Genomic DNA, 19,042 nt, shown 5'->3' with positions numbered 1-19,042 from the left:
CATGCCGGGGGCGGACCGGGACGGGTTCAACGGCAGGCCCCGCCGACCGATTGCAAGCGGTCGGCGGGGCCATTGTGGCTCTTGACAGCGGATTGGGTCATATGAGCGAAAACGCCCCTAAGCGAGCAAGGTGACGTGAAAGAGGAGGGCATTGACCTTTTGGTCATGCCCGACGATTGAACGTCAGATTGCCGCTTAGAGGCGTTTGCAGCGTCGCGCCGTTACGCGGTTTGGTAAAACCGCGTAACCCTAGAGTTCAGTCACGACAACGCTGTTGTAGACCTCGTCCCAGCGGTCCATGACCAGGTGGCCGGTCTTGGGATCCATGGCGTTGAGCTTGCCGCAGGTATTGGCGGTCTTGAGCACCGTGACGTCGTCGGCGCCAGCAGCAATGGCATGCGCAAAACCGGCGATGGTCGAGTCGCCGGAACCCGTCGCGTTTACAGCCGCAATCGCGGGCGTCTTGGCGCGGAACGCGCGGCCCTCATGGAATCCTACCGAACCGGCAGCGCCCATCGAGACAACGACCCAGGGAATACCAGCAAAGCGGCCATCGGCGGCAAGCGCCTCGCGCAGGGCATCGACATCATCGGTCGTAAAGGACGTACCCAGTAGGCCGTTAATCTCGGTCAGGTTGGGCTTTACGAGCTCGGGCTTAGCGTCGGACTCCAGCGCGGCCTCCAGCGATGCACCCGAGGTGTCGAGTAGCACCTTGGCGCCTGCCTCCTCGGCGATCTTGACGAGCTCGGCATAGTAGCCGGCATCGATGCCACGCGGCAGCGAGCCCGAAAGCGTCACAACGTCCGCCTTCGCTGCAAGCTCGGCGAACTTGGCCGTAAAGGCCTCGAGCTCGGCCGGGGCGATCTGCGGGCCGCTCTCCAAAAGCTCGGTCTGATTGCCCTCGTGCAGAATATTCAGGCAAATGCGCGTCTCGCCGGCAATGGGCACAAAGTCGTTCTTGACGCCGTCGGCATCCATGAGCTCGGCCATATAGGCACCCATGTGACCGCCAAGCAGGCCAGTCGCGAGCACGTCGTCGCCCAGCTGCAGCAGCACGCGGCTCACGTTGAGGCCCTTGCCGCCAGCGGTCTTTTCGGGCGTCACCCGGTTAACATCGTCGATGACCAGCTTATCGAGCTGATAGCGCGTATCAATCGACGGGTTCATGGTAACAGTCAGAATCATATTGAACTCCTGTTTCCGGGGCACGACACGCGCGACCCCAAACATACGATAGCTCGTTAAAGGATCTCGATCTCAAAGCCGCGGGTGACGGTCTCCCCCGGCTTGGCCACCAGGCAGCCGCGCTTGTGCTCCAGAATATCGTCCTCGTCGGAGCAGGTTGACAGGCCGCCCCACGGTTCCACGGCCACAAAGTCACCCTCGGGCTTGCTCCACACAATCAGGTACGGCATATCGGGGAACGTCAGGCGCACGCCCTTGTCCTCGGTCTTCTTGGTCAGCGTAACCACGCGGCTCTCGAGCACGTCAAAGATGGTCTCCGCGAAGTCAAAGAGTTCGTGGGTCAGCGGCAGGTCATGGCCAACCATCGGGTTCTTGCTGCGATGCTCAACATCAATCAGGCCCGTCGAGGGAACGGCAGTGCAGAGGTCGGTGGCCTCACGCTGCTCAAAACGAAGCTCGTAGTCGTCATAGGACTCGCCCTCGTCGAGCGGGCACTTAAAGCCGGGGTGACCGCCCACAAAGAACGGCATGTCCTCGGTGCCCTCATTGGTCACCTCGTACGACACGGCAACCTTTTCCGAATCGATCGTGTAACGAGCAACGATCTTAAACGGATACGGGTACTGCTCGAGCAACTCGGCATGGTCGGCAGAGCTTAAGCTCAGCGCAACCATGTTGTCGCTCTGTTCCTCGAGCTTCCACTCCTGCTTGCGCGCAAAGCCGTGGCGGGCGAGCTTTACCTCGCGGCCGCCCATGGTCATTGCGTGGCCGTCACGAAGGCCACCGCAGATCGGGAAGCAAATGGGGGCCTGGCCCGACCAGACTGCCGGATCACCCTGCCACAGGTACTCACGGCCGTTGGCCGCAATAGAAGTGAACGACCCGCCCGCCGTGCTCAGTGCCACGCGGATAGAACCGTTATCAAGAACAAACTCCATAGGAGTCTTCCCTTTCTTACGACAGCCCACCAAGTCAATAGGGCTGATAGAAAACCGGCCCGCGCCCCCTCACAGAAACGCGAGCCGTCAATTGAAAAGCTGCAGAATGCCGGGTCCGTCAATAACGAAGCACACAAGTCAAGCCAAGCAAACGTGTTATCGGAGCAGCTCGCCGAACCAGAACGCTTCGCAACAACAGCGGTAACCCCACAGGTACCCCCAACGTCAGCGAGCGGCGATCAGGTGCCCCAGGTCGCCGCGAAAGAGGAGCGACGCGTACTTCATGTACGCGAGCGACGGTTTGAGCGACGAGATGGGGTGCCTGAACGCCGCGCAGCATCGACCCGTTACGCGGTTTGGCAAAACCGCGTAACCCCACTAGTCGTGGTATTCGCCGCGGTCCCACTTCTCGAGGAACTCGTCAAAGAAGTGTGGGTCAGCCTGAGCCTCGGCGTCGGCCTTATTGCAGGCATCGATCTTGGCGATCAGGGCATCGTGCTCGGGGGTCTTCTCGTAAGGCTCCTCCAGGAAGGCAAGCATGATATCGGCCATCAGGAACTCACCGGTGATCTTGCCGCCAAAGCCCACGATGTTGGCGTTGAGCTCGCGACGGGCATACAGGGCAGAGGTCATGTCGCGAACCAGGGCGCAGCGGGCGCCGGGAACCTTGTTGACGGCGTTGGTGATGCCGATGCCGGTGCCGCACAGGGCCACGCCAAAGTCGGCCTTGCCGCTGGCAACAGCCTCGCCCACGGCCTTACCGTAGATGGGATAGTGCGTACGGGTGTGGCTGTAGGTGCCGCAGTCGAGCACCTGGTAGCCAGCCTGCTCCAGGCGGTCGGCCAGATAGATCTTCTCGTCCGTAACGATATGGTCGCAACCGATTGCGATGGTCTTCTTCATCAGAACGTCCTTTCGTCTGAATTCACAAGTTGAGATAGAAGTTCGAGTTCTCGGTGGCTCTCGTTAGGCCATCTTGTTGAGCATGTCGACACGGATCTGGTGACGACCGCCGGCGTACTGTGCACGCAGGAACTCGCGGGCGATCTTCTTGGCGACCTCGGTGCCCACAACGCCCGGGCCCATGGTGACCATGCGCGAGCCGTTGTGCTCGCGGGTCATGTAGGCGGAACGCTCGTCGGAAATGTTAGCGACGACCATGCCCTTGATCTTGACGGCGGCCATATAGGAGCCGACACCGTACTTATCGAATGCGAAGCCCTGGGAATCCTTGTGCTCCAGCAGGTCCTTGGCAACGGCGGTAGCGGAATCGACAAAGTCCGCGGCAGGGGTCTCGGAATAGTCGACGACCTCGTGACCATCGGCGATGAGCATCTCCTTGATGGACTCCTTCATCGACATGCCGTCGGCATCGGAAGCGATTACAACCCTCATGACATCCTCCTTGAGAGATACGCAGGTGCGTTGTTTCTGTTTGGAAGTGTTGAATCTCGTTCAGGTCCGGGCATCTGAATGTGCGATTCTTCACTGTTCATGTTTATTTGAACACATTCGAACAGTAACTGCAACAACTTTTTGTTTATCTTTGTTCTTTTTTGAACAAATACCGTTCACGGATGATTGCTGACCGTTTGGACCGGGCGCGGGCGTAGCGACCATGTGTTCAACAAACAAAAGGGCGGCCGAGAACGTGTCTCGGCCACCCTTCGGCGGTATTCCCCGGTATATACAGCTGTTTTAGCTACTAGGACTGCCCGCCCTTCTTGGCATGCTTGGACGGAGTGCCCAGAAAGCGGCCCGTCAAATAATTCGTCGGCCCGGAAATATCAATCCCCAGCAGTGTGTGCCCCAGCCACAAAAACGCCGCGAGCACCAGCAATGGGATAACGCACGAGGTCACTATCATCACGATGACACCTTCGATCAGATCGGTCACCTGCTGCACAATCTCATCGGTCATCTGCTTGGCGCCGCTGGTCACCGTCGTGACGAGACCCGAGGCACCGTCGGCAAGCTGTTCAAGCACGTTCTTGGACTCTGCGGACTCAGTCTTTTTCTTGGTTGCTTTGGAGTTATCGCTATCTGCCGCACTCGCAGCGTCAGTCGCCTTTTGCTCGGCCGCCTCGATGCTCACTCGATACGTTTCATCGACCTTCTGCGACACCCATACGCTCGCGGGCACCAACACCATGCTAATGATGGCGACCACCAGCACACGCGTTGCCACGCGACGAATGACCGTGCTCGTGCTCCAGCGTCCGTGAATGCCAAGCGACGCTGCAAAGAGCACCAGCGCAAACGGGATCAGGATGCCCAGGCCAACCGACCACAAAATCGTGAGTAAATATTTCTCTAGGTATAGCACGGCAAGCACGATACCAAGATTACCCGAAAGCTGAGCGAGCTGCTCAGCAACCGGCGTTCCCGTATCGCCCGGCAGCGCAGTGATACCCGCAGATAGGGCGACGCACGAGGTCGTGAGCGCCAATACATTGCCCTTCTTTTGATCGATGACCTCGATGGTAGAGTCCCAAGTCTTGGTATCGGCAAAATGCGGACGAGCCACAAACCCCGACAGCAGCGCCAGTACCACGAGCGCAACGATGAGGCCAATCTGCAGTTTTTTGTTTGCGCACACGACATCGGATAGGCTGGGCTGCAGCTCGGTCACCGTTGTTTGCTCGGTTATCTGGACAGGACGCCCATGAGCCATCTCGCTCGCGTCTCTCTTTTGAATCGATCCGTTGTCCGGCATTTGGATACCTCCTCATTCCGGCGTTTAATGCGAAAGGAAGTATACCCACCGAGCAAAAATCGAACGGGAGGAGGCGCAACGGGCTGCCGCATGACCCGCTTGCCACGAAATGGGCCCATCTACTACGTTTAACTGCCCATCCCCGACCATGCCCCGTGATGTAAAAACAAAACCGCAGGTAGAACGCCTGCAGTTTTCCATGAAACGCAGGTGTGTTCGGGGGTATCGGGTTAAACGTAGTAGATGGTCCAGTTTCGTGGCGAGTACTGCTAACTGATCCTCCGGGGACGGGAAAAGCGGGTCATTTTGGTCTATCGACCCCTTTTTCGCCGCAACCGAGATAGATGGGATACAGAAAAGCCCTGCCGCGGATAGCGGCAGGGCTTTTGGAAGGGGACTTGGTTGTGCGGGCTCGTTAGGCGAGCTTGGCCTCGAGCTCGGCAATGCGCTTGTAGGCATCGATGGTAAAGCGGGCCTGCTTCTCCAGGATCATAGTGGTCATGAGAGTGTCCTGAGCGTGAGCCATGATGAAGGTCATCTCCATCTCGCCGCCGCCGGCCTCCTGCGAAAGCAGCTTGGTCTGCGTGTCGTGGGCGCCGATAAGCGCATCGCTGGCATCCTTGTGCAGCTGTTCGGCCTTCTCAAAATCACCCTCGCGAGCAGCATCGAGCGCTGCAAGCAGATCAGTCTGGGCGTCACCCGCGTATGCGACAATCTCGAATCCAACCATCGAGATTTCTTCTTTGGTTGCCATATTGCGTTCCTTTCACATATGAACCAACGGAGAGCACCGCGTCCGGGCATACGCGCTGCGTTGTGTATGACAGAAACAATAACATTCAAACAAAAAAGAACAGCGCAAAACGTAATTTCAAGCTATGAACGGTCAATTTTTGCCCGTGAACGGTTTCCAAACCATTTCGAACAATATCAAACATGATTAACGGAAACCCAAACAGGACCGCGCCCTAACGCAAATCGTGCACCGTATCGCCCTCTACGAGCACGCCGGGGATCAGCATGTGCTCCACGCCAGACGCAACTCCCTCGGCGCCGGCGATCTTGTCGACTGCCCACATGCCGACACGCTTGTTGTCAAAGCGCACGGTGGTCAGGCGACGATCGGGCACGATGTCGCCCAGACTATCATCAACCCCCACCACGCTCACGTCCTCGGGCACACGCCTTCCGCGCGACTCGAGTCCGCGAATGCAGCCGTAGGCCATGGCGTCATTGGAGGCATAGATGGCAGTACAGGTCGGATCGTCCGCCAGAGCCTGGCCTGCGGCATATCCACTCCGCGCCGTCCAGTCGCCACGGATGAGTCGCGGCAGCTCAATACCATGCGCACGCAATGTCTCGCGCCAGCCCTCCTCGCGCTGCATGCCCGAAAGCGAGCGTTCGGGACACGAGATAAAGTGCACGGTCTTGTGCCCCTGCCCCAGCAAGTACTCGACAACCTGGCGCGAACAATCGAACTGATCGTTATCGACCGTCGAGCACAGCGGGTGCTCCAGCATGGTAACGAGCACCGTCTGCATACCAGGCAGCGGCTCAAAGGTGCCAAAGTCCGCCGGCATGCGATTCATGATCACAACCATGCCATCCACCGGCAGTGCGCTCATGCGCGACGATGCGCTCTCGAGAGTATAGGGATGTCCATCTACTTTAGTGAGGGTAATGGCGTAGCCGTGCTTATCGGCGGCGGCGGCAAAGCCCTCCATACGGTCGAGGTTGCCGGTACCGGTAATGTTGAACATGGCGACGCCGACGGTCTTAAACTTGCCGCGGCGCAGCGATCGACCGGCAAAATTGGGGCGATACCCCAGCTCGCGCATGGCGGCACGCACGCGCTCCTTGGTCTCGGGGCGCACGCTGGGTGAATCGTGGACGGTGCGCGAGACCGTCTGTTCTGAGACGCCCGCGAGGAGCGCCACATCCTTAACGGAAACCGATTTTTTAACAGCGGCCATAGGTCGATCTTTCTATGTCAACGATGCCATTGGTGGCACCCTACGCAGTCAAATGAAACATCTTCAAGTATATCTAACGCCTCCCCCACCATACGCTCACCACCCAAAACCTACCGTTCACCGACATTTTTGCTTCCCCGAACGGCTTTTATCGCCCAAATGTTAACGTTGCCATTGTGCAAACACAGAGCCACCGGGCGGCTCAAACGTTTACGCGCAAGAAATCGACGGTCCGCAGGCACAGGGGCCATCGGTTCGCATCTTATTTTGTGTCACAAAATGGCAACGTCAGCATTTTGGCAACCAAACGTCAAAAGCTACCATCGTTGCTAACCCACCGACTCTTAGGAGCTTTGCATGGAGCAACTCATCGCCACCATCGAAAAGGGCCAGCCCTTTTTCAACGCGATCGCCCGCAACAAGTACCTCAAGGCGATCCGCGACGGTTTTATCTCCGTCATCCCCATCATCATCTTCTCGTCCATCTTCTGCCTGGTAGCCTCGGTCCCCAACATCTGGGGTTTCTACTGGCCCGATGACATCAACAACGCCCTGTGGAAGTGCTACAACTACTCCATGGGCATCCTGGCCATCGCCTGCGCCGCTACCACGGCCAAGCATTTCGCCGACGCCCAGAACCGCGATCTGCCCAAGAATAACCAGATCAACTTTATCTCGTGCATGTGCGCGGCCATCATCGGCTTCTTGCTCCTTTCGAGCGACACCATCGCCACGGATGCCGCCAGTGGCTTCAACACCACCTACCTTGGTTCCAAGGGCCTACTGACCGCCTTCATCGCTGCGTTTGTGACCGGCATCATTTACAAGTTCTTTATCAAGCGCAACATCACCGTCAAGATGCCCGAGCAGGTTCCGCCCAACATCTCGCAGACCTTTAAGGACATCATCCCCTTCTCCGTCTGCATCACCGTCTTTTGGGTCTTTGACATCGTCTTCCGCGCTGCCTTTGGCTTCTGCTTTGCCCAGGGCGTCATCCAGGTGTTCCAGCCCCTGTTCACCGCTGCCGACGGCTACATCGGCCTTGCTGTGATTTACGGCGCCATGAGCCTGTTCTGGTTCGTGGGCGTCCACGGCCCCTCGATCGTCGAGCCCGCCATCGCCGCCGCCCTCGTTTCCAACATGACCGACAACCTGGCTGCGTTCCAGGCCGGCCAGCACGCTTCCGCTGTCCTGACCCAGGGTGCCCAGTACTTCGTCGTCTGCATGGGCGGCACCGGCGCCACGCTCGTCCTGGTCTTTATGTTCTGCTTCCTGGCCAAGTCCCAGGAGATGCGCGCTGTCGGTAAGGCCGCCATCGTCCCCGTGTGCTTTGCCGTCAACGAGCCGCTGCTGTTCGCCGCGCCTATCGTGCTCAACCCCGTCTTCTTTGTCCCGTTTGTCTTTGCCCCGATCGCCAACATCTGGATCCTCAAGATCTTTATCGACTTCTTGGGCATGAACGGCTTTATGTACACCCTGCCTTGGACCGTCCCCGGCCCCATCGGCACCATCATGGGCCTGGGCTTCCAGCCGCTCGCCTTTGTGATGCTCGCCCTTATCCTGGTCGTCGACTTCGTTCTGTACTATCCGTTCTTCCGTGCCTATGACGCCCAGAAGTGCGCCGAGGAGGCCGAGATTTCCCAGGAGGAGCTCGCCGCCAAGAACGCCGAGAAGGCCGCCAAGCTCAACGATGCCTTCCAGGGCAAGGCCGATGCCAAGAGCGTTGCCGCCGGCGCTGCTGCCGAGGCCGTGGAAGCCGGCGCTCCCGCCGCTTCCGCAGCACCCGCTGCCGAGGCAACGGCCACCAGCGACCTCAACGGCAAACGCGTGCTCGTGCTCTGCCAGGGTGGCGGTACCTCGGGCCTGCTCGCCAACGCGCTGGCCAAGGCCGCCAAGGAGCGCGGCATCAATCTTGAAACCGCTGCCGAGGCCTATGGCAACCACGTGGACATGCTCCCCGACTTCGATCTGGTCGTCCTGGCCCCGCAAGCCGCAAGCTACCTGGCCGACCTGCAGAAGGACTGCGAGCGCGTGGGCAACAAGTGCGTCGCCTGCCGCGGTAAGCAGTACATTGAGCTTTCCCAGAACGGCGATAAGTCTCTCGCCTTCGTAAGCGAGCAACTCTCGAAGTAAGTAACGCACAGGGCCAGCCGACCATCCAAGACCGGCTGGCCCTTCGATTTAGACGATTGGATCATCATGTCCGTTAACCCTGCTAGCGTCACCAACCCGCCTGCGCAGTTTCCCGAGGACTTTGTCTTTGGCGGCGCCACTGCTGCCTACCAGGTAGAGGGCGAGACCCGCACCCACGGTAAAGGCAAGGTTGCCTGGGACGACTTCCTGGAGGCCCAGGGGCGCTTTTCCCCCGATCCCGCTTCGGACTTCTACAACCAGTACCCCGTCGATCTGGAGCTGTGCGAGGAGTTCGGCATCAACGGCATTCGCCTCTCCATTGCCTGGAGCCGCATCTTCCCCAACGGCACCGGCGAGATCAACCCCGAGGGCGTGCAGTTCTACCACGATCTCTTCGCCGAGTGCCACAAGCACCACGTTGAGCCGTTTGTCACGCTGCATCACTTCGACACGCCGCTTGCCCTCTTTGAGAAGGGCGACTTCCTCAACCGCGAGACCATCGATGCCTTTGTGGACTTTGCCACCTTCTGCTTTAAGGAGTACGCCGACCAGGTGACCTACTGGTTCACCTTTAACGAGATCTGGGCCGATGCCTCCAACACCTACATCGAGGGCACCTTCCCCGGCGGCGTCAAGGCGCATCTGGCCGAGGCTTTCCAGTGCGAGCACAACATGATGCTCGCCCACGCCAAGGCCGTACTGGCCTTCCACAACGGCGGTTTTAAGGGCAAAATCGGCGTCATTCAGTCGTTGGAGTTTAAGTATCCGCTCAACGAGAACGACCCCGCCGACATCAAAGCCGCCAACAACGAGCACGTGTTGCAGAACCAGTTCTTGCTCGACGCCACCTTCCGCGGCGACTACGCGCCCGACACCCTCGAGTGCGCCAACCGTCTGGCTGCCGTCTCGGGCGGCACCATCGAGATCCTGGACGAGGACCTCGAGATTATGCGCGAGGCCGCGCTCTACAACGACTACCTGGGCGTCAACAACTACCAGTGCCGCTTCTTGAAGGCTTACGACGGCGAGAACGACCTGCACCACAACGGTACGGGCGAGAAGGGCACCGGCCGCTGGCGCGTTAAGGGTATTGGCGAGCACGTGAACAAGCCTGGCATCCCCACCACCGACTGGGACTGGATCATCTATCCCGAGGGCCTGTTCGATCTGCTCGTCTACATTAAGCAGCGCTACCCCAACTACAAGCAGATCTTCATTACAGAAAACGGCATGGGCTACAAGGACCCCTACAAGGACGGTTTTGTGGACGACCAGCCGCGCATCGACTACATCGAGCAGCACTTGCGCTGGCTGCTCAAGGCCATGGAGGTGGGCGTCAACGTGGGCGGCTACTTCCTGTGGAGTCTGCAGGATCAGTTCTCCTGGACCAATGGTTACAACAAGCGCTATGGCTTCTTCTACGTTGACTTTGAAACCCAGAAGCGCACGCCCAAGGCAAGCGCCTACTGGTACAAGCACGTGGCGCAGACCCGTCGTCTGGACTAGCAGCTGGCGACCAGCGGAATTGCCCCGCTCACATAACCTGTCCCCATTTCTCAGCCGGGGGTGGCACGTCACACGGCGCGCCGCCCCCGGCCTTTTGTTTTTGTTCGGCTGGGGGGGCCGTTTGTCTCGATCTGTAACATCTAGCCGAGTTTTTGGTCCCTAGCTGTTACAAATCAAGACAAACCGGGAAGACGGGGCCGAATTGTCTAAATCTGTAACACTAAAACCGGTTTTGGACGTCTGGTTGTTACAGATTGAGATAAACGCACAGGACAATCCTCTCAATCTCGATCTGTAACATCTAGCCGAGTATTTCGGTCCTAACTGTTACAGATTGAGATGAACGAGCCAAGCACGTCTACGCCCGCAGGTCCTTCACGCTGGAACGCTCGACCAACACGCCCGAGACGAGCGTACGGCTTCTGGAGCTCGGGGCTTCCAGACCTGCGACGACCTCGTTAAGCGCACGGATGCCCAGCTCGCGGTGGCGAAACTTCACCGACGTCAGAATCGAGTTGGGAATCGTCTTGTAGAGCTCATCGTCGAAGCCGATCACGGACACGTCGTCGGGCACACTGAGCCCTTTGTCACGTAGAGCCATCATCACGCCGTTTGCCATGCAGTCGTTAGCAGCGAGGACCGCCGTGCAATCGGGCTTATCGGCAAGCACAAGGCCCGCGGCATAGCCACTATCCGCATTCCAATCGCCTTGCAGAGGCTCGGGCGGCTCAATGCCACGCGCCTCGAGTGCCGCACGCCAACCTTTCATACGGCACTGGCTCGACAGCGACTCTTTCTTACCAGAGACGAAGTACACGTTTTTATGCCCGTGATTCAAGAAGTATTCGCACGCCATGCGCGCACCACCCTCTTGATCGTCACTAACGGTAGAGCAGGTAGGATGTTCCATCGGCGTGATAATCACCGTCTTGAGGTCTTTCGGCGCCTCAAAGGTATCAAAGTCATCGACCATTTGACGCAGGTTGAAGATCATGCCGTCGACGGGAAGCTGCGACATCCTACGCGCCGCTTCGGCAAGGGTCATCTTCTCCCCCGCCCGCTTTTTGATCATCGTGAGAGCAAAGCCTCGCTCTTCGGCGGCATCGGCGATACCGTCAATCATGTCCACGGCGCCGCCCGACAAGTGGAACAGCACGACGCCGATGCACCCGTAACGGCCCAACTTGAGTGAACGCGCGGCAAAGTTCGCCCGGAACCCAAGCGCCTCCATGGCAGCATGGACCCTATCGCGCGTCGACTCGCGCACGCTATCGGGATCGTTGATCACGCGCGACACCGTCTTGAGAGAAACACCCGCGGCAATCGCCACATCGTTCATCGAGACGTTTTTCTTGTCCATCGTTGCCACTGCTTCTCCACTCGGTTCTCTATCGCTTGTTTTTTGCGTTCTAGCATACACTACCTGCCTGACTGATAAATCAGCCGTTTATCGGACAATATCGACCGTTCACCCGTAAATCCTTGTTGCTCTTCCAAAAATGTCTTACGTTGTCATTAACGAAATGACAACGTTGTCATTTCACAATGCCTTCCTTAAGCAGGAAGGTTTCCGGGCAGTCCTGACCATCCATCGACGACCAGTTCCATCCACATGCATCGCGCATCAAGTAACAAAGGAGCTTTATGGACGCCATCGTAAAGATGCTCGAAAAGCATCAGCCGTTCTTTGAGAAGATCTCGAGAAACATCTACCTCCAGGCCATCAAGGACGGATTCCTTGGGTGCATGCCCATTGTCCTCACCTCTTCGATCTTCCTGTTGATTGCCACCCTTCCCGGCGTAGTTGGCATCACGCTGCCCCAGCCGCTCATCGACTGGTGCAATAAGCTGTACAACTTCACCATGGGCGTCATGGGCATCATGGTCGCCGGCACCACCGCCAAGAACTTTACGGCTTCCATGAACCGTCGCATGCCCGCCGGCAAGGTGCTCAACGACGGTTCCACCATGGTTGCCGCCCAGTGCAGCATGCTTTTGCTCGCCGTTACGCAGTTCACCACCAAGCTCGACGGCTCCGAGCTTTCGGTCTTCGATTGCACCAGCATGGGCACGCGCGGTCTGTTCTCGGCCTATATCGCCGCGTTCATTACCGTGTGGGTCTATAAATTCTGCGTCTCGCGCGATCTGACCATTAAGCTGCCCAAGGAAGTCCCGGGCGCCATCGCTCAGAACTTCCGTGACATCATCCCCTTTGGCGGCGCTGTCATCATCTGCGGTATCATCGATGTGGTGGTGCGCAACCTCATGGGCGTTCCGTTCTCCGAGCTGCTCATCAAGCTGCTCTCCCCGCTCTTCACTGCGGCAGAGACCTACCCCGGTCTCATCCTTATCCAGGCAGCCACCGCGTTCTTCTGGTTCATCGGCGTCCACGGTCCTTCGATTGTCCAGCCGGGTATCGACCCCATCCGTCTTGCCAACCAGGCCGAGAACCTGCAGGTCCTGCTGGCAGGCGGCCACCCCGCCCACTCCCTCACCTTTAACATGTCGCTCGTGGGTGAGTTCGGCGGCACCGGCGCCACGTTCATCGTGCCGCTTCTGCTGATTCTCTTTATGAAGTCCAAGCAGCTCAAAGCCGTCGGTAAGGCATCGATTGTTCCTGTTGCCTTCGCCGTCAACGAACCGCTGCTCTTTGGCGCGCCGATGATCCTTAACCCCTACATGCTCATCCCCTTTGTTGCCGCCGGCTGCGTCAACGTAAGCGTTGCCAAGTTCTTTATCGACAATGTGGGTATGAACGGCTTCTCCTTCGTGGTGCCTTGGGCTACCCCCGCCCCCATCGGCATCTTCATCACCACGAACTTCCAGCTTATCGCCCTGGTATTTGTCGCGATCATCATCTTGCTGGACGCCATCATCTACCTGCCGTTCTTGAAGGCATACGACAAGCTGCTCTGCGACCAGGAGGCCGAGCGCGCCGCCGAGCTGGGTCTCGAGTCCGATGGTGCTGCCACCATCGCCGCCAGCAACCCTGCGCCCGCTGTCGAGCAGGCCACCGCTTCCGTCGAGACGACCGTTGCCGCCGCCGACAGCAAGCCTGTCGCCGATCAGCCCGAGCCCGCCGCCGATGCATCCGCCAAGAAGGATGTCGATGGCCTGAAGGTCCTCGTCCTGTGCGCCGGCGCCGGCACCTCTGCCATGCTTGCCAACGCCATCAAGGAAGGTGCCGCGCAGACCGGAGAGAACATCGCTTCCTCCGCGGGCGCCTATGGTCAGCACACTGCCATCATGGATCAGTACGACGTTATCGTGCTTGCCCCGCAGGTTCGTAGCTACTACAACGACATGAAGGCCGACACCGATCGCCTGGGCATTAAGCTGCTCGCCCCGCGCGGTAAGGAATATATCGACCTTACCCGCGACCCCGCTGGCGCCATCAAGTGGCTCCGCGAGAACCTCGACTAGCTCCTCCCTCTGTTGGTGCCCGGATCCCCAGTTCGGGCACCTCTCCCTATTCGTATCCCACAGAAAGGATGCCTCATGACCAACCCCATGCAGTTCCCCGACGGCTTTGTGTTTGGCGGCGCCACCGCTGCTTACCAGGTTGAGGGCGAGACCCGCACGCACGGCAAGGGCAAAGTGCCCTGGGACGATTTCCTGGCAGCCCAGGGTCGCTTCTCCCCCGACCCCGCAAGCGATTTCTACAACAAGTACCCGGTCGATATCGACCTGTGCCAGCGCTTCGGCATCAACGGTATCCGCGTCTCCATCGCTTGGAGCCGCATCTTCCCCAACGGCACTGGCGAGATCAACCCCGAGGGTGTCGCCTTCTACCACGAGCTCTTTGCCACCTGCAATAAAGCCGGCGTTATCCCCTATGTCACGCTCGATCACTTTGATACGCCCGAGGCCTTTTACCAGAACGGCGGCGAAGGCTTCCTGACGCGCACGACGATCGACGCCTTTGTCGAGTACGCCAAGTTCTGCTTTGCCGAGTTCACCGAGGTCAAGCACTGGTTTACCTTTAACGAGATTCCCGCGACCGCCGAGGGCAGCTTTATCGTCGGCAACTGGCCGCACGGCGAGAAGTATCGCCTAGACAAGGCCTTCCAGCTTATGCACAACATGATGGTGGCCCACGCCAAGGCTGTCGTCGCCTTCCATGAGGGCGGCTTTGAGGGCGAGATCGGCATTGTCCAGAACCTAGAGCCCAAGTATCCCCTCGACCCCAACAACGCCGCCGACTGCGAGGCAGCTCGCATGGCCGACGTCATCAACAACCGCTGGGTACTCGACGCCACCTTCCGCGGCCACTATGCAGCCGACACCATGGAAGCCGCAACCAAGCTGGCCCATATCGCCGGCGGCGAGCTCGACGTCCGCGACGAGGACATCGCCGCGCTGACCGCCGCGCTCCCCTACAACGATTGCCTGGGCGTCAACACCTACAAGTGCCAGTTCCTGCGTGCTGCCGAGGGCGAAAACGACATCAACCACAATGGCACCGGCGACAAGGGCTCCTCGCGCTGGTTCCTCAAGGGCGTGGGCGAGTCGTGCGTGCGCGAAGGCGTACCCACCACCGATTGGGACTGGATTATCTATCCCGAGGGCCTGTACGACCTGCTGCTGCGCATTAAGAACGATTACCCCAACTACAAGAAGATCTACATCACCGAGAACGGCATGGGCTATAAGGACGACTTCGAGGATGGCTTTATCGACGACGCCCCTCGTATCGACTACATGCGCCAGCATCTCGCGTGGATCCTCAAGGCGATCGACGGCGGCGTGAACGTCGACGGCTACTTTGTGTGGTCGCTGCAGGACCAGTTCTCCTGGACCAACGGCTACAACAAGCGCTACGGCCTGTTCTACATCGACTTTGAGACCCAGAAGCGCTATCCCAAGGCGAGCGCGTACTGGTACAAGAACGTCGCGGAGACCGGCCTGCTCATGGCCTAACTTTTGCCGCATACCCCCTGTCGGCCGCATACGAATCCCTCCACGGGTTCGTATGCGGCCTCTTTTGTTTTGGCTCGGCCCGAGCAGGTCGTTTATCTCGATTTGTAACATCTAGCCGAATATTTCGGCCCTAGCTGTTACAGATCAAGACAAACAGAACGCCCGAGCAGAAATATCTCAATCTGTAACATCTAACTCGCTTTTAACCGTCTAACTGTTACAGATCAAGACAAAGGTGATGGCTGGATAGACAAAATCTCGATCTGTAACACCTAGTCGAGTTTTTAGGTCCTAGCTGTTACAGATTGAGACAAACGGGATAGGCCGGGCCAAAAATCTCAATCTGTAACATCTGGTTGGTGACTTCACCCCTACCTGTTACAGGTTGAGACAATTTGATGGCGAAGTCCCCATTTGCGCGTCATATCGCGTAGCGCTGACGCGCCGATTCCCCACAATGACAGGGGGGCAAAAGTCCTCACACAGTGCTTGCTAGCAATCCTGCAGCGCTAGCTAGCAAATGACCTGCGTATGCTCCTCGATGGCGGCGCGATCCTCGACCGAGATACCCGGCTCGCACACCACGGCATCCAGGCTGTCCAGACGGCAGAAGGTGTAGAAGTCGCGCTTGCCGATCTTGCTGGAGTCGGCGATCAGATAGCGCGAGTCTGCCTTGCTAAAGGCGAGCTGCTGGATGCGGCCCTCTTCCATGTTAGACGTAGACACGTCGCCGTCCAAAATGCCGTTTGCGCCGATAAAGGCTGCATCGATCCCCAGTGCGCGCAAGGTATCCTCGGCCGTTGGTCCCACAAAAGCGGCGGTGCGGCGACGATACATGCCGCCCACGAGGCACAGGTCGCAGTCTTCGCGCGCCTCGAGCAGGTTAAACACCGAAAGCGAGTTGGTCACAATGCGCAGGCGGCACGCCGGCAGCATCGATGCCATCTGCTCAACCGTGGTGCCCGTACCCAAAAAGATGGTCGAACCTTCCTCGATAAGCTCCACGGCGCGGCGCGCAATCTGCAGCTTTTCCTCGGCATGCTTGGTGCGCTTTTCGCTGTGCGAGTACTCGTGGCGCAACATAGCGTGGGGACGACCCTGCGCACTGCGGGCGCCGCCGTGCACGCGCTCGATCTCGCCCAGGCTCGCAAGCTCCTCAAGATCACGGCGGATCGTCATATCCGAGACGCCCAGTGCATCCGAAATCTCCTTGACCGAGACCGTGCCCTGCTCCTCGAGCAGCTGACGAACCTTATCCTGTCGCTCCGCTTTAATCACGATGAATCCTCGCCGTTCTTTGTGCGCATATCATTCAAACAGTAACGAACAAATTGTATCAGACTCGCGCGCGTCAAAAATGAACGCCCGCACAGCTCCAATCATCACTTTTTTGAGAAAAATACCCCCTGCTTTAGTGGGATGTAGTGATAATCTCACCTGTTCGCGCTACAGTTTGTCGGAAATACCTCGATGTTAGGAACCAAATGATCACTTCTGAGCTTTTCGGCACCGCGCCGTGCGGTACCCCCGTTCATCGTTACACCCTCAACGGGCCCGAGATCTGCGTTCGCATTATGGACTATGGCGCCACCGTGCTGGGTATCGATGTGCCCGACATTCCCGGCAACGTGCGCGATGTGGTGCTGGGCTTCGATAAGCTCGAGGATTACTTTGACAACCCTGCCTGCTTTGGCGCGACCATTGGCCCCGTGGCAAACCGCACCGCGGGCGCCACGATCACCATCGACGGTACGGACTGGCATATGCCCGCCAACGAGGGCGCCAACAACCTGCACAGCGATCTTGAGCACGGCCTGCACAAGCGCGTGTGGGATGTTGAGCTCGACGAGGTTCACAACGCCGTGCGCATGACCACCTCACTTGAGGATGGCGAGTTGGGCCTGCCCGGCAACCGCACCTTTACGGCCGTGTTTACCGTGACGCACACCGGCCGCTTCCGTATCGAATATGGCTGCGAGAGCGACCGCGCCACGTACGTGTCCATGACCAACCACACGTACTTTAACCTTGCCGGCCATAACGCCGGCATGGACTGTGAGCACTTCTTTGTTGCTAACGCTGCCCACTACCTGCCCATTGACGACCAGAACATTCCTACTGGCGAGATTGCTCCGGTCGAGGGAACACCGTTTGATTTTCGCGAGTTACGCCCCGTCGCGCCTGGCATGGAGGCCGACGATCCGCAGATCAAGCAGGCACGCGGCTACGACCACTGCCTGTGCATCGATGGCTATCAGTACGGCCGCAACCTGCGTCGCGCTCTGCATGTCGAGGAGATGTGGACCGGCCGCGAGCTGGACTACTACACCACCGCCCCGGGCGTGCAGCTCTATACCGGCAACTGGCTAGGCGACGAGCACGCCAAGGACGATGCCAACTACGGCTGGGGCGCCGGCTTTGCCCTCGAGGCCGAGATGTACCCCGACACGCCGCACCGCCCGCTGTTCCCCCAGGGCATCGTGGGCCCGGGTCATCCCTACAGCAATGTGATCGAATACCACTTTATGAGGCACTAAGCCCATAACGCAACATATCGCGCAGCAGTGCCCGCCGGCACACCGCCGACGGGCACTTTTCTACCTAGCTGTAGGCAACCAGGCACATCCCGGCTTGAATGATTGGTGCATTTAACGTGAGAAAAGCTGTCAGAATACTTGCGCGAATTTGCGATGTCCCGTATCATAAACAGCCGTTGACGCCTCAGCTGCGTCACCACATGGCCGCCAGCGTAGCTCAGTTGGTAGAGCACCGCTCTCGTAAAGCGGGGGTCACCGGTTCGAGCCCGGTCGCTGGCTCCATCGCACAAGACAGCCGCCTTCGGGCGGCTTTTTTGTTTTCGATTTTGAGTGCGCGCGCCCACCCACGCATCGCCACAGCGTCAGCTCCCCTATTCAAAAACAGAAACCCCGTTAATCGTGATTCCCCTAGGAAAACACGATTAACGGGGTCGTAGCGTGCTTCCCTTAGGGGAAACACGCCATCAGACGAACAGCTCAGTCGGGCAGTTCGCTACTCCTCCCAGTAGGCGTCGGCAAGCAGCTTAAAGCAGATCTTCTTGACCGGCTGTGCGCCATCGCCCGGGAACTCGAGCGTGGGCATGTGCGGCTCACCGGCAACAAACAGCGCAAACTTGTCGTCGGCAAGATCGCCGGCGATCGAGGCGTCGGAATCGACCAGATCGTAGTCGTCCTTCTCGTCAAACTCCTGGACCAGCGTCAGGCTACCCGTAGCGACCTTAAAGGCCTCGCGACCCTCGACGTCGATCTGCAGGTCGTGATAGCGCTGATGCGTCTCATAGTGAGCCTCGGCCTCGGGACGCGTCGTGGGAGCCATGACGTTTGCAAAGACCTTGTCGCCCAGAATCGGATGGCTGCCGACCTCGAGCTCCGCCGGGTCGTTCTCCTCGAGCCAGTCGATCAGCACGTCGAGGCCCTTGAGCATTCCGCGGTACTCCTCGATATCGCCCAATGCACCGTAAATCATCTAAATCCCCTCTCGGATCGTTTCTTTGGCGGCTACTCGGCAAACGCGTTGCCAAAGCTGTTGCCACACGCATACGTCTCGACCAGGGTAAGGTCGGGAATGAACACGACAGTATCGGCGTCGCGCCCCGGCATAATGCTACCGCACTTGTCGTTGGCTCTAACCAC

Annotated in this window: 16 protein-coding genes and 1 tRNA gene; 6 read left to right on the top strand and 11 right to left on the bottom strand. The window is 58.7% G+C overall.

Annotated elements, in window-relative coordinates:
* Positions 1 to 249 precede the first annotated feature (249 nt).
* The 7 genes from ACTQXM_RS04970 to ACTQXM_RS04940 form a co-directional block, all read right to left on the bottom strand.
* Positions 250 to 1,185 carry a hexose kinase gene (locus tag ACTQXM_RS04970; protein WP_441537214.1) on the bottom strand — a complete coding sequence of 312 codons (936 nt, stop codon included), beginning with the start codon at positions 1,183 to 1,185 and terminating at the stop codon, positions 250 to 252.
* Positions 1,186 to 1,241: 56 nt separating this feature from the next.
* Entirely contained in the window at positions 1,242 to 2,123 is an 882-nt protein-coding gene (locus tag ACTQXM_RS04965) for an aldose 1-epimerase family protein (RefSeq protein ID WP_427748000.1), read from the bottom strand.
* 378 nt (positions 2,124 to 2,501) lie between these two features.
* A complete protein-coding gene (gene lacB / locus ACTQXM_RS04960) occupies positions 2,502 to 3,026 on the bottom strand; it encodes a galactose-6-phosphate isomerase subunit LacB (RefSeq protein ID WP_346981957.1) in 525 nt (174 codons plus the stop codon).
* A 63-nt stretch (positions 3,027 to 3,089) separates the two neighbouring features.
* Positions 3,090 to 3,518, bottom strand: a complete 429-nt coding sequence (lacA, locus tag ACTQXM_RS04955; protein WP_006234830.1) for a galactose-6-phosphate isomerase subunit LacA — start codon at positions 3,516 to 3,518, stop codon at positions 3,090 to 3,092.
* Positions 3,519 to 3,828: 310 nt separating this feature from the next.
* Positions 3,829 to 4,839: a hypothetical protein gene (locus ACTQXM_RS04950; protein WP_441537213.1), complete on the bottom strand. Its 1,011-nt coding sequence runs from the start codon at positions 4,837 to 4,839 to the stop codon at positions 3,829 to 3,831.
* Between the two features lie 415 nt (positions 4,840 to 5,254).
* Positions 5,255 to 5,593: a PTS lactose/cellobiose transporter subunit IIA gene (locus ACTQXM_RS04945; RefSeq protein ID WP_055252615.1), complete on the bottom strand. Its 339-nt coding sequence runs from the start codon at positions 5,591 to 5,593 to the stop codon at positions 5,255 to 5,257.
* Between the two features lie 214 nt (positions 5,594 to 5,807).
* The gene (locus tag ACTQXM_RS04940; RefSeq protein ID WP_427718989.1) at positions 5,808 to 6,812 is read right to left on the bottom strand and encodes a LacI family DNA-binding transcriptional regulator; all 1,005 of its coding nucleotides are present in this window, start codon (positions 6,810 to 6,812) and stop codon (positions 5,808 to 5,810) included.
* Between the two features lie 357 nt (positions 6,813 to 7,169).
* Between ACTQXM_RS04940 and ACTQXM_RS04935 the strand changes: the two genes are divergently transcribed.
* Positions 7,170 to 8,945 carry a PTS lactose transporter subunit IIBC gene (locus tag ACTQXM_RS04935; protein ID WP_427718986.1) on the top strand — a complete coding sequence of 592 codons (1,776 nt, stop codon included), beginning with the start codon at positions 7,170 to 7,172 and terminating at the stop codon, positions 8,943 to 8,945.
* A gap of 66 nt (positions 8,946 to 9,011) precedes the next feature.
* Positions 9,012 to 10,451, top strand: coding sequence for a 6-phospho-beta-galactosidase (lacG, locus tag ACTQXM_RS04930; protein WP_154514977.1), 1,440 nt, complete (start codon positions 9,012 to 9,014; stop codon positions 10,449 to 10,451).
* Between the two features lie 358 nt (positions 10,452 to 10,809).
* On the opposite strand, the gene ACTQXM_RS04925 is transcribed toward lacG (ACTQXM_RS04930), so the two are convergent.
* Entirely contained in the window at positions 10,810 to 11,811 is a 1,002-nt protein-coding gene (locus tag ACTQXM_RS04925; protein ID WP_441062999.1) for a LacI family DNA-binding transcriptional regulator, read from the bottom strand.
* Positions 11,812 to 12,095: 284 nt separating this feature from the next.
* On the opposite strand from ACTQXM_RS04925, the gene ACTQXM_RS04920 reads away from it, so the two are divergent.
* On the top strand, positions 12,096 to 13,874 hold the full coding sequence (locus ACTQXM_RS04920; RefSeq protein WP_441537212.1) for a PTS lactose transporter subunit IIBC: 1,779 nt from the start codon (positions 12,096 to 12,098) through the stop codon (positions 13,872 to 13,874).
* A gap of 75 nt (positions 13,875 to 13,949) precedes the next feature.
* Positions 13,950 to 15,371, top strand: coding sequence for a 6-phospho-beta-galactosidase (lacG, locus tag ACTQXM_RS04915; protein WP_260699522.1), 1,422 nt, complete (start codon positions 13,950 to 13,952; stop codon positions 15,369 to 15,371).
* A 513-nt stretch (positions 15,372 to 15,884) separates the two neighbouring features.
* On the opposite strand, the gene ACTQXM_RS04910 is transcribed toward lacG (ACTQXM_RS04915), so the two are convergent.
* On the bottom strand, positions 15,885 to 16,649 hold the full coding sequence (locus ACTQXM_RS04910) for a DeoR/GlpR family DNA-binding transcription regulator (RefSeq protein ID WP_441040854.1): 765 nt from the start codon (positions 16,647 to 16,649) through the stop codon (positions 15,885 to 15,887).
* Between the two features lie 206 nt (positions 16,650 to 16,855).
* Here ACTQXM_RS04910 and ACTQXM_RS04905 point away from each other — a divergent pair, with 206 nt between their 5' ends.
* Together ACTQXM_RS04905 and ACTQXM_RS04900 are read left to right on the top strand one after the other, a co-directional pair.
* Complete coding sequence (locus ACTQXM_RS04905) at positions 16,856 to 17,908, top strand: aldose epimerase family protein (protein WP_441537211.1); 1,053 nt, start codon at positions 16,856 to 16,858, stop codon at positions 17,906 to 17,908.
* 206 nt (positions 17,909 to 18,114) lie between these two features.
* Positions 18,115 to 18,190, top strand: a tRNA-Thr gene (locus tag ACTQXM_RS04900).
* A gap of 211 nt (positions 18,191 to 18,401) precedes the next feature.
* On the opposite strand, the gene ACTQXM_RS04895 is transcribed toward ACTQXM_RS04900, so the two are convergent.
* Both ACTQXM_RS04895 and ACTQXM_RS04890 read right to left on the bottom strand, forming a co-directional pair.
* Positions 18,402 to 18,875, bottom strand: a complete 474-nt coding sequence (locus ACTQXM_RS04895; RefSeq protein WP_117778978.1) for a YhcH/YjgK/YiaL family protein — start codon at positions 18,873 to 18,875, stop codon at positions 18,402 to 18,404.
* Positions 18,876 to 18,907: 32 nt separating this feature from the next.
* Positions 18,908 to 19,042, bottom strand: coding sequence for a hypothetical protein (locus ACTQXM_RS04890; RefSeq protein WP_441536008.1), 135 nt, complete (start codon positions 19,040 to 19,042; stop codon positions 18,908 to 18,910).

Source organism: Collinsella sp. LCP19S3_D3, from assembly GCF_052121455.1.
GTDB lineage: Bacteria > Actinomycetota > Coriobacteriia > Coriobacteriales > Coriobacteriaceae > Collinsella.
The sequence above is the reverse complement of the archived record's forward strand: the minus strand, read 5'-3'. Positions and strand labels throughout refer to the sequence as shown.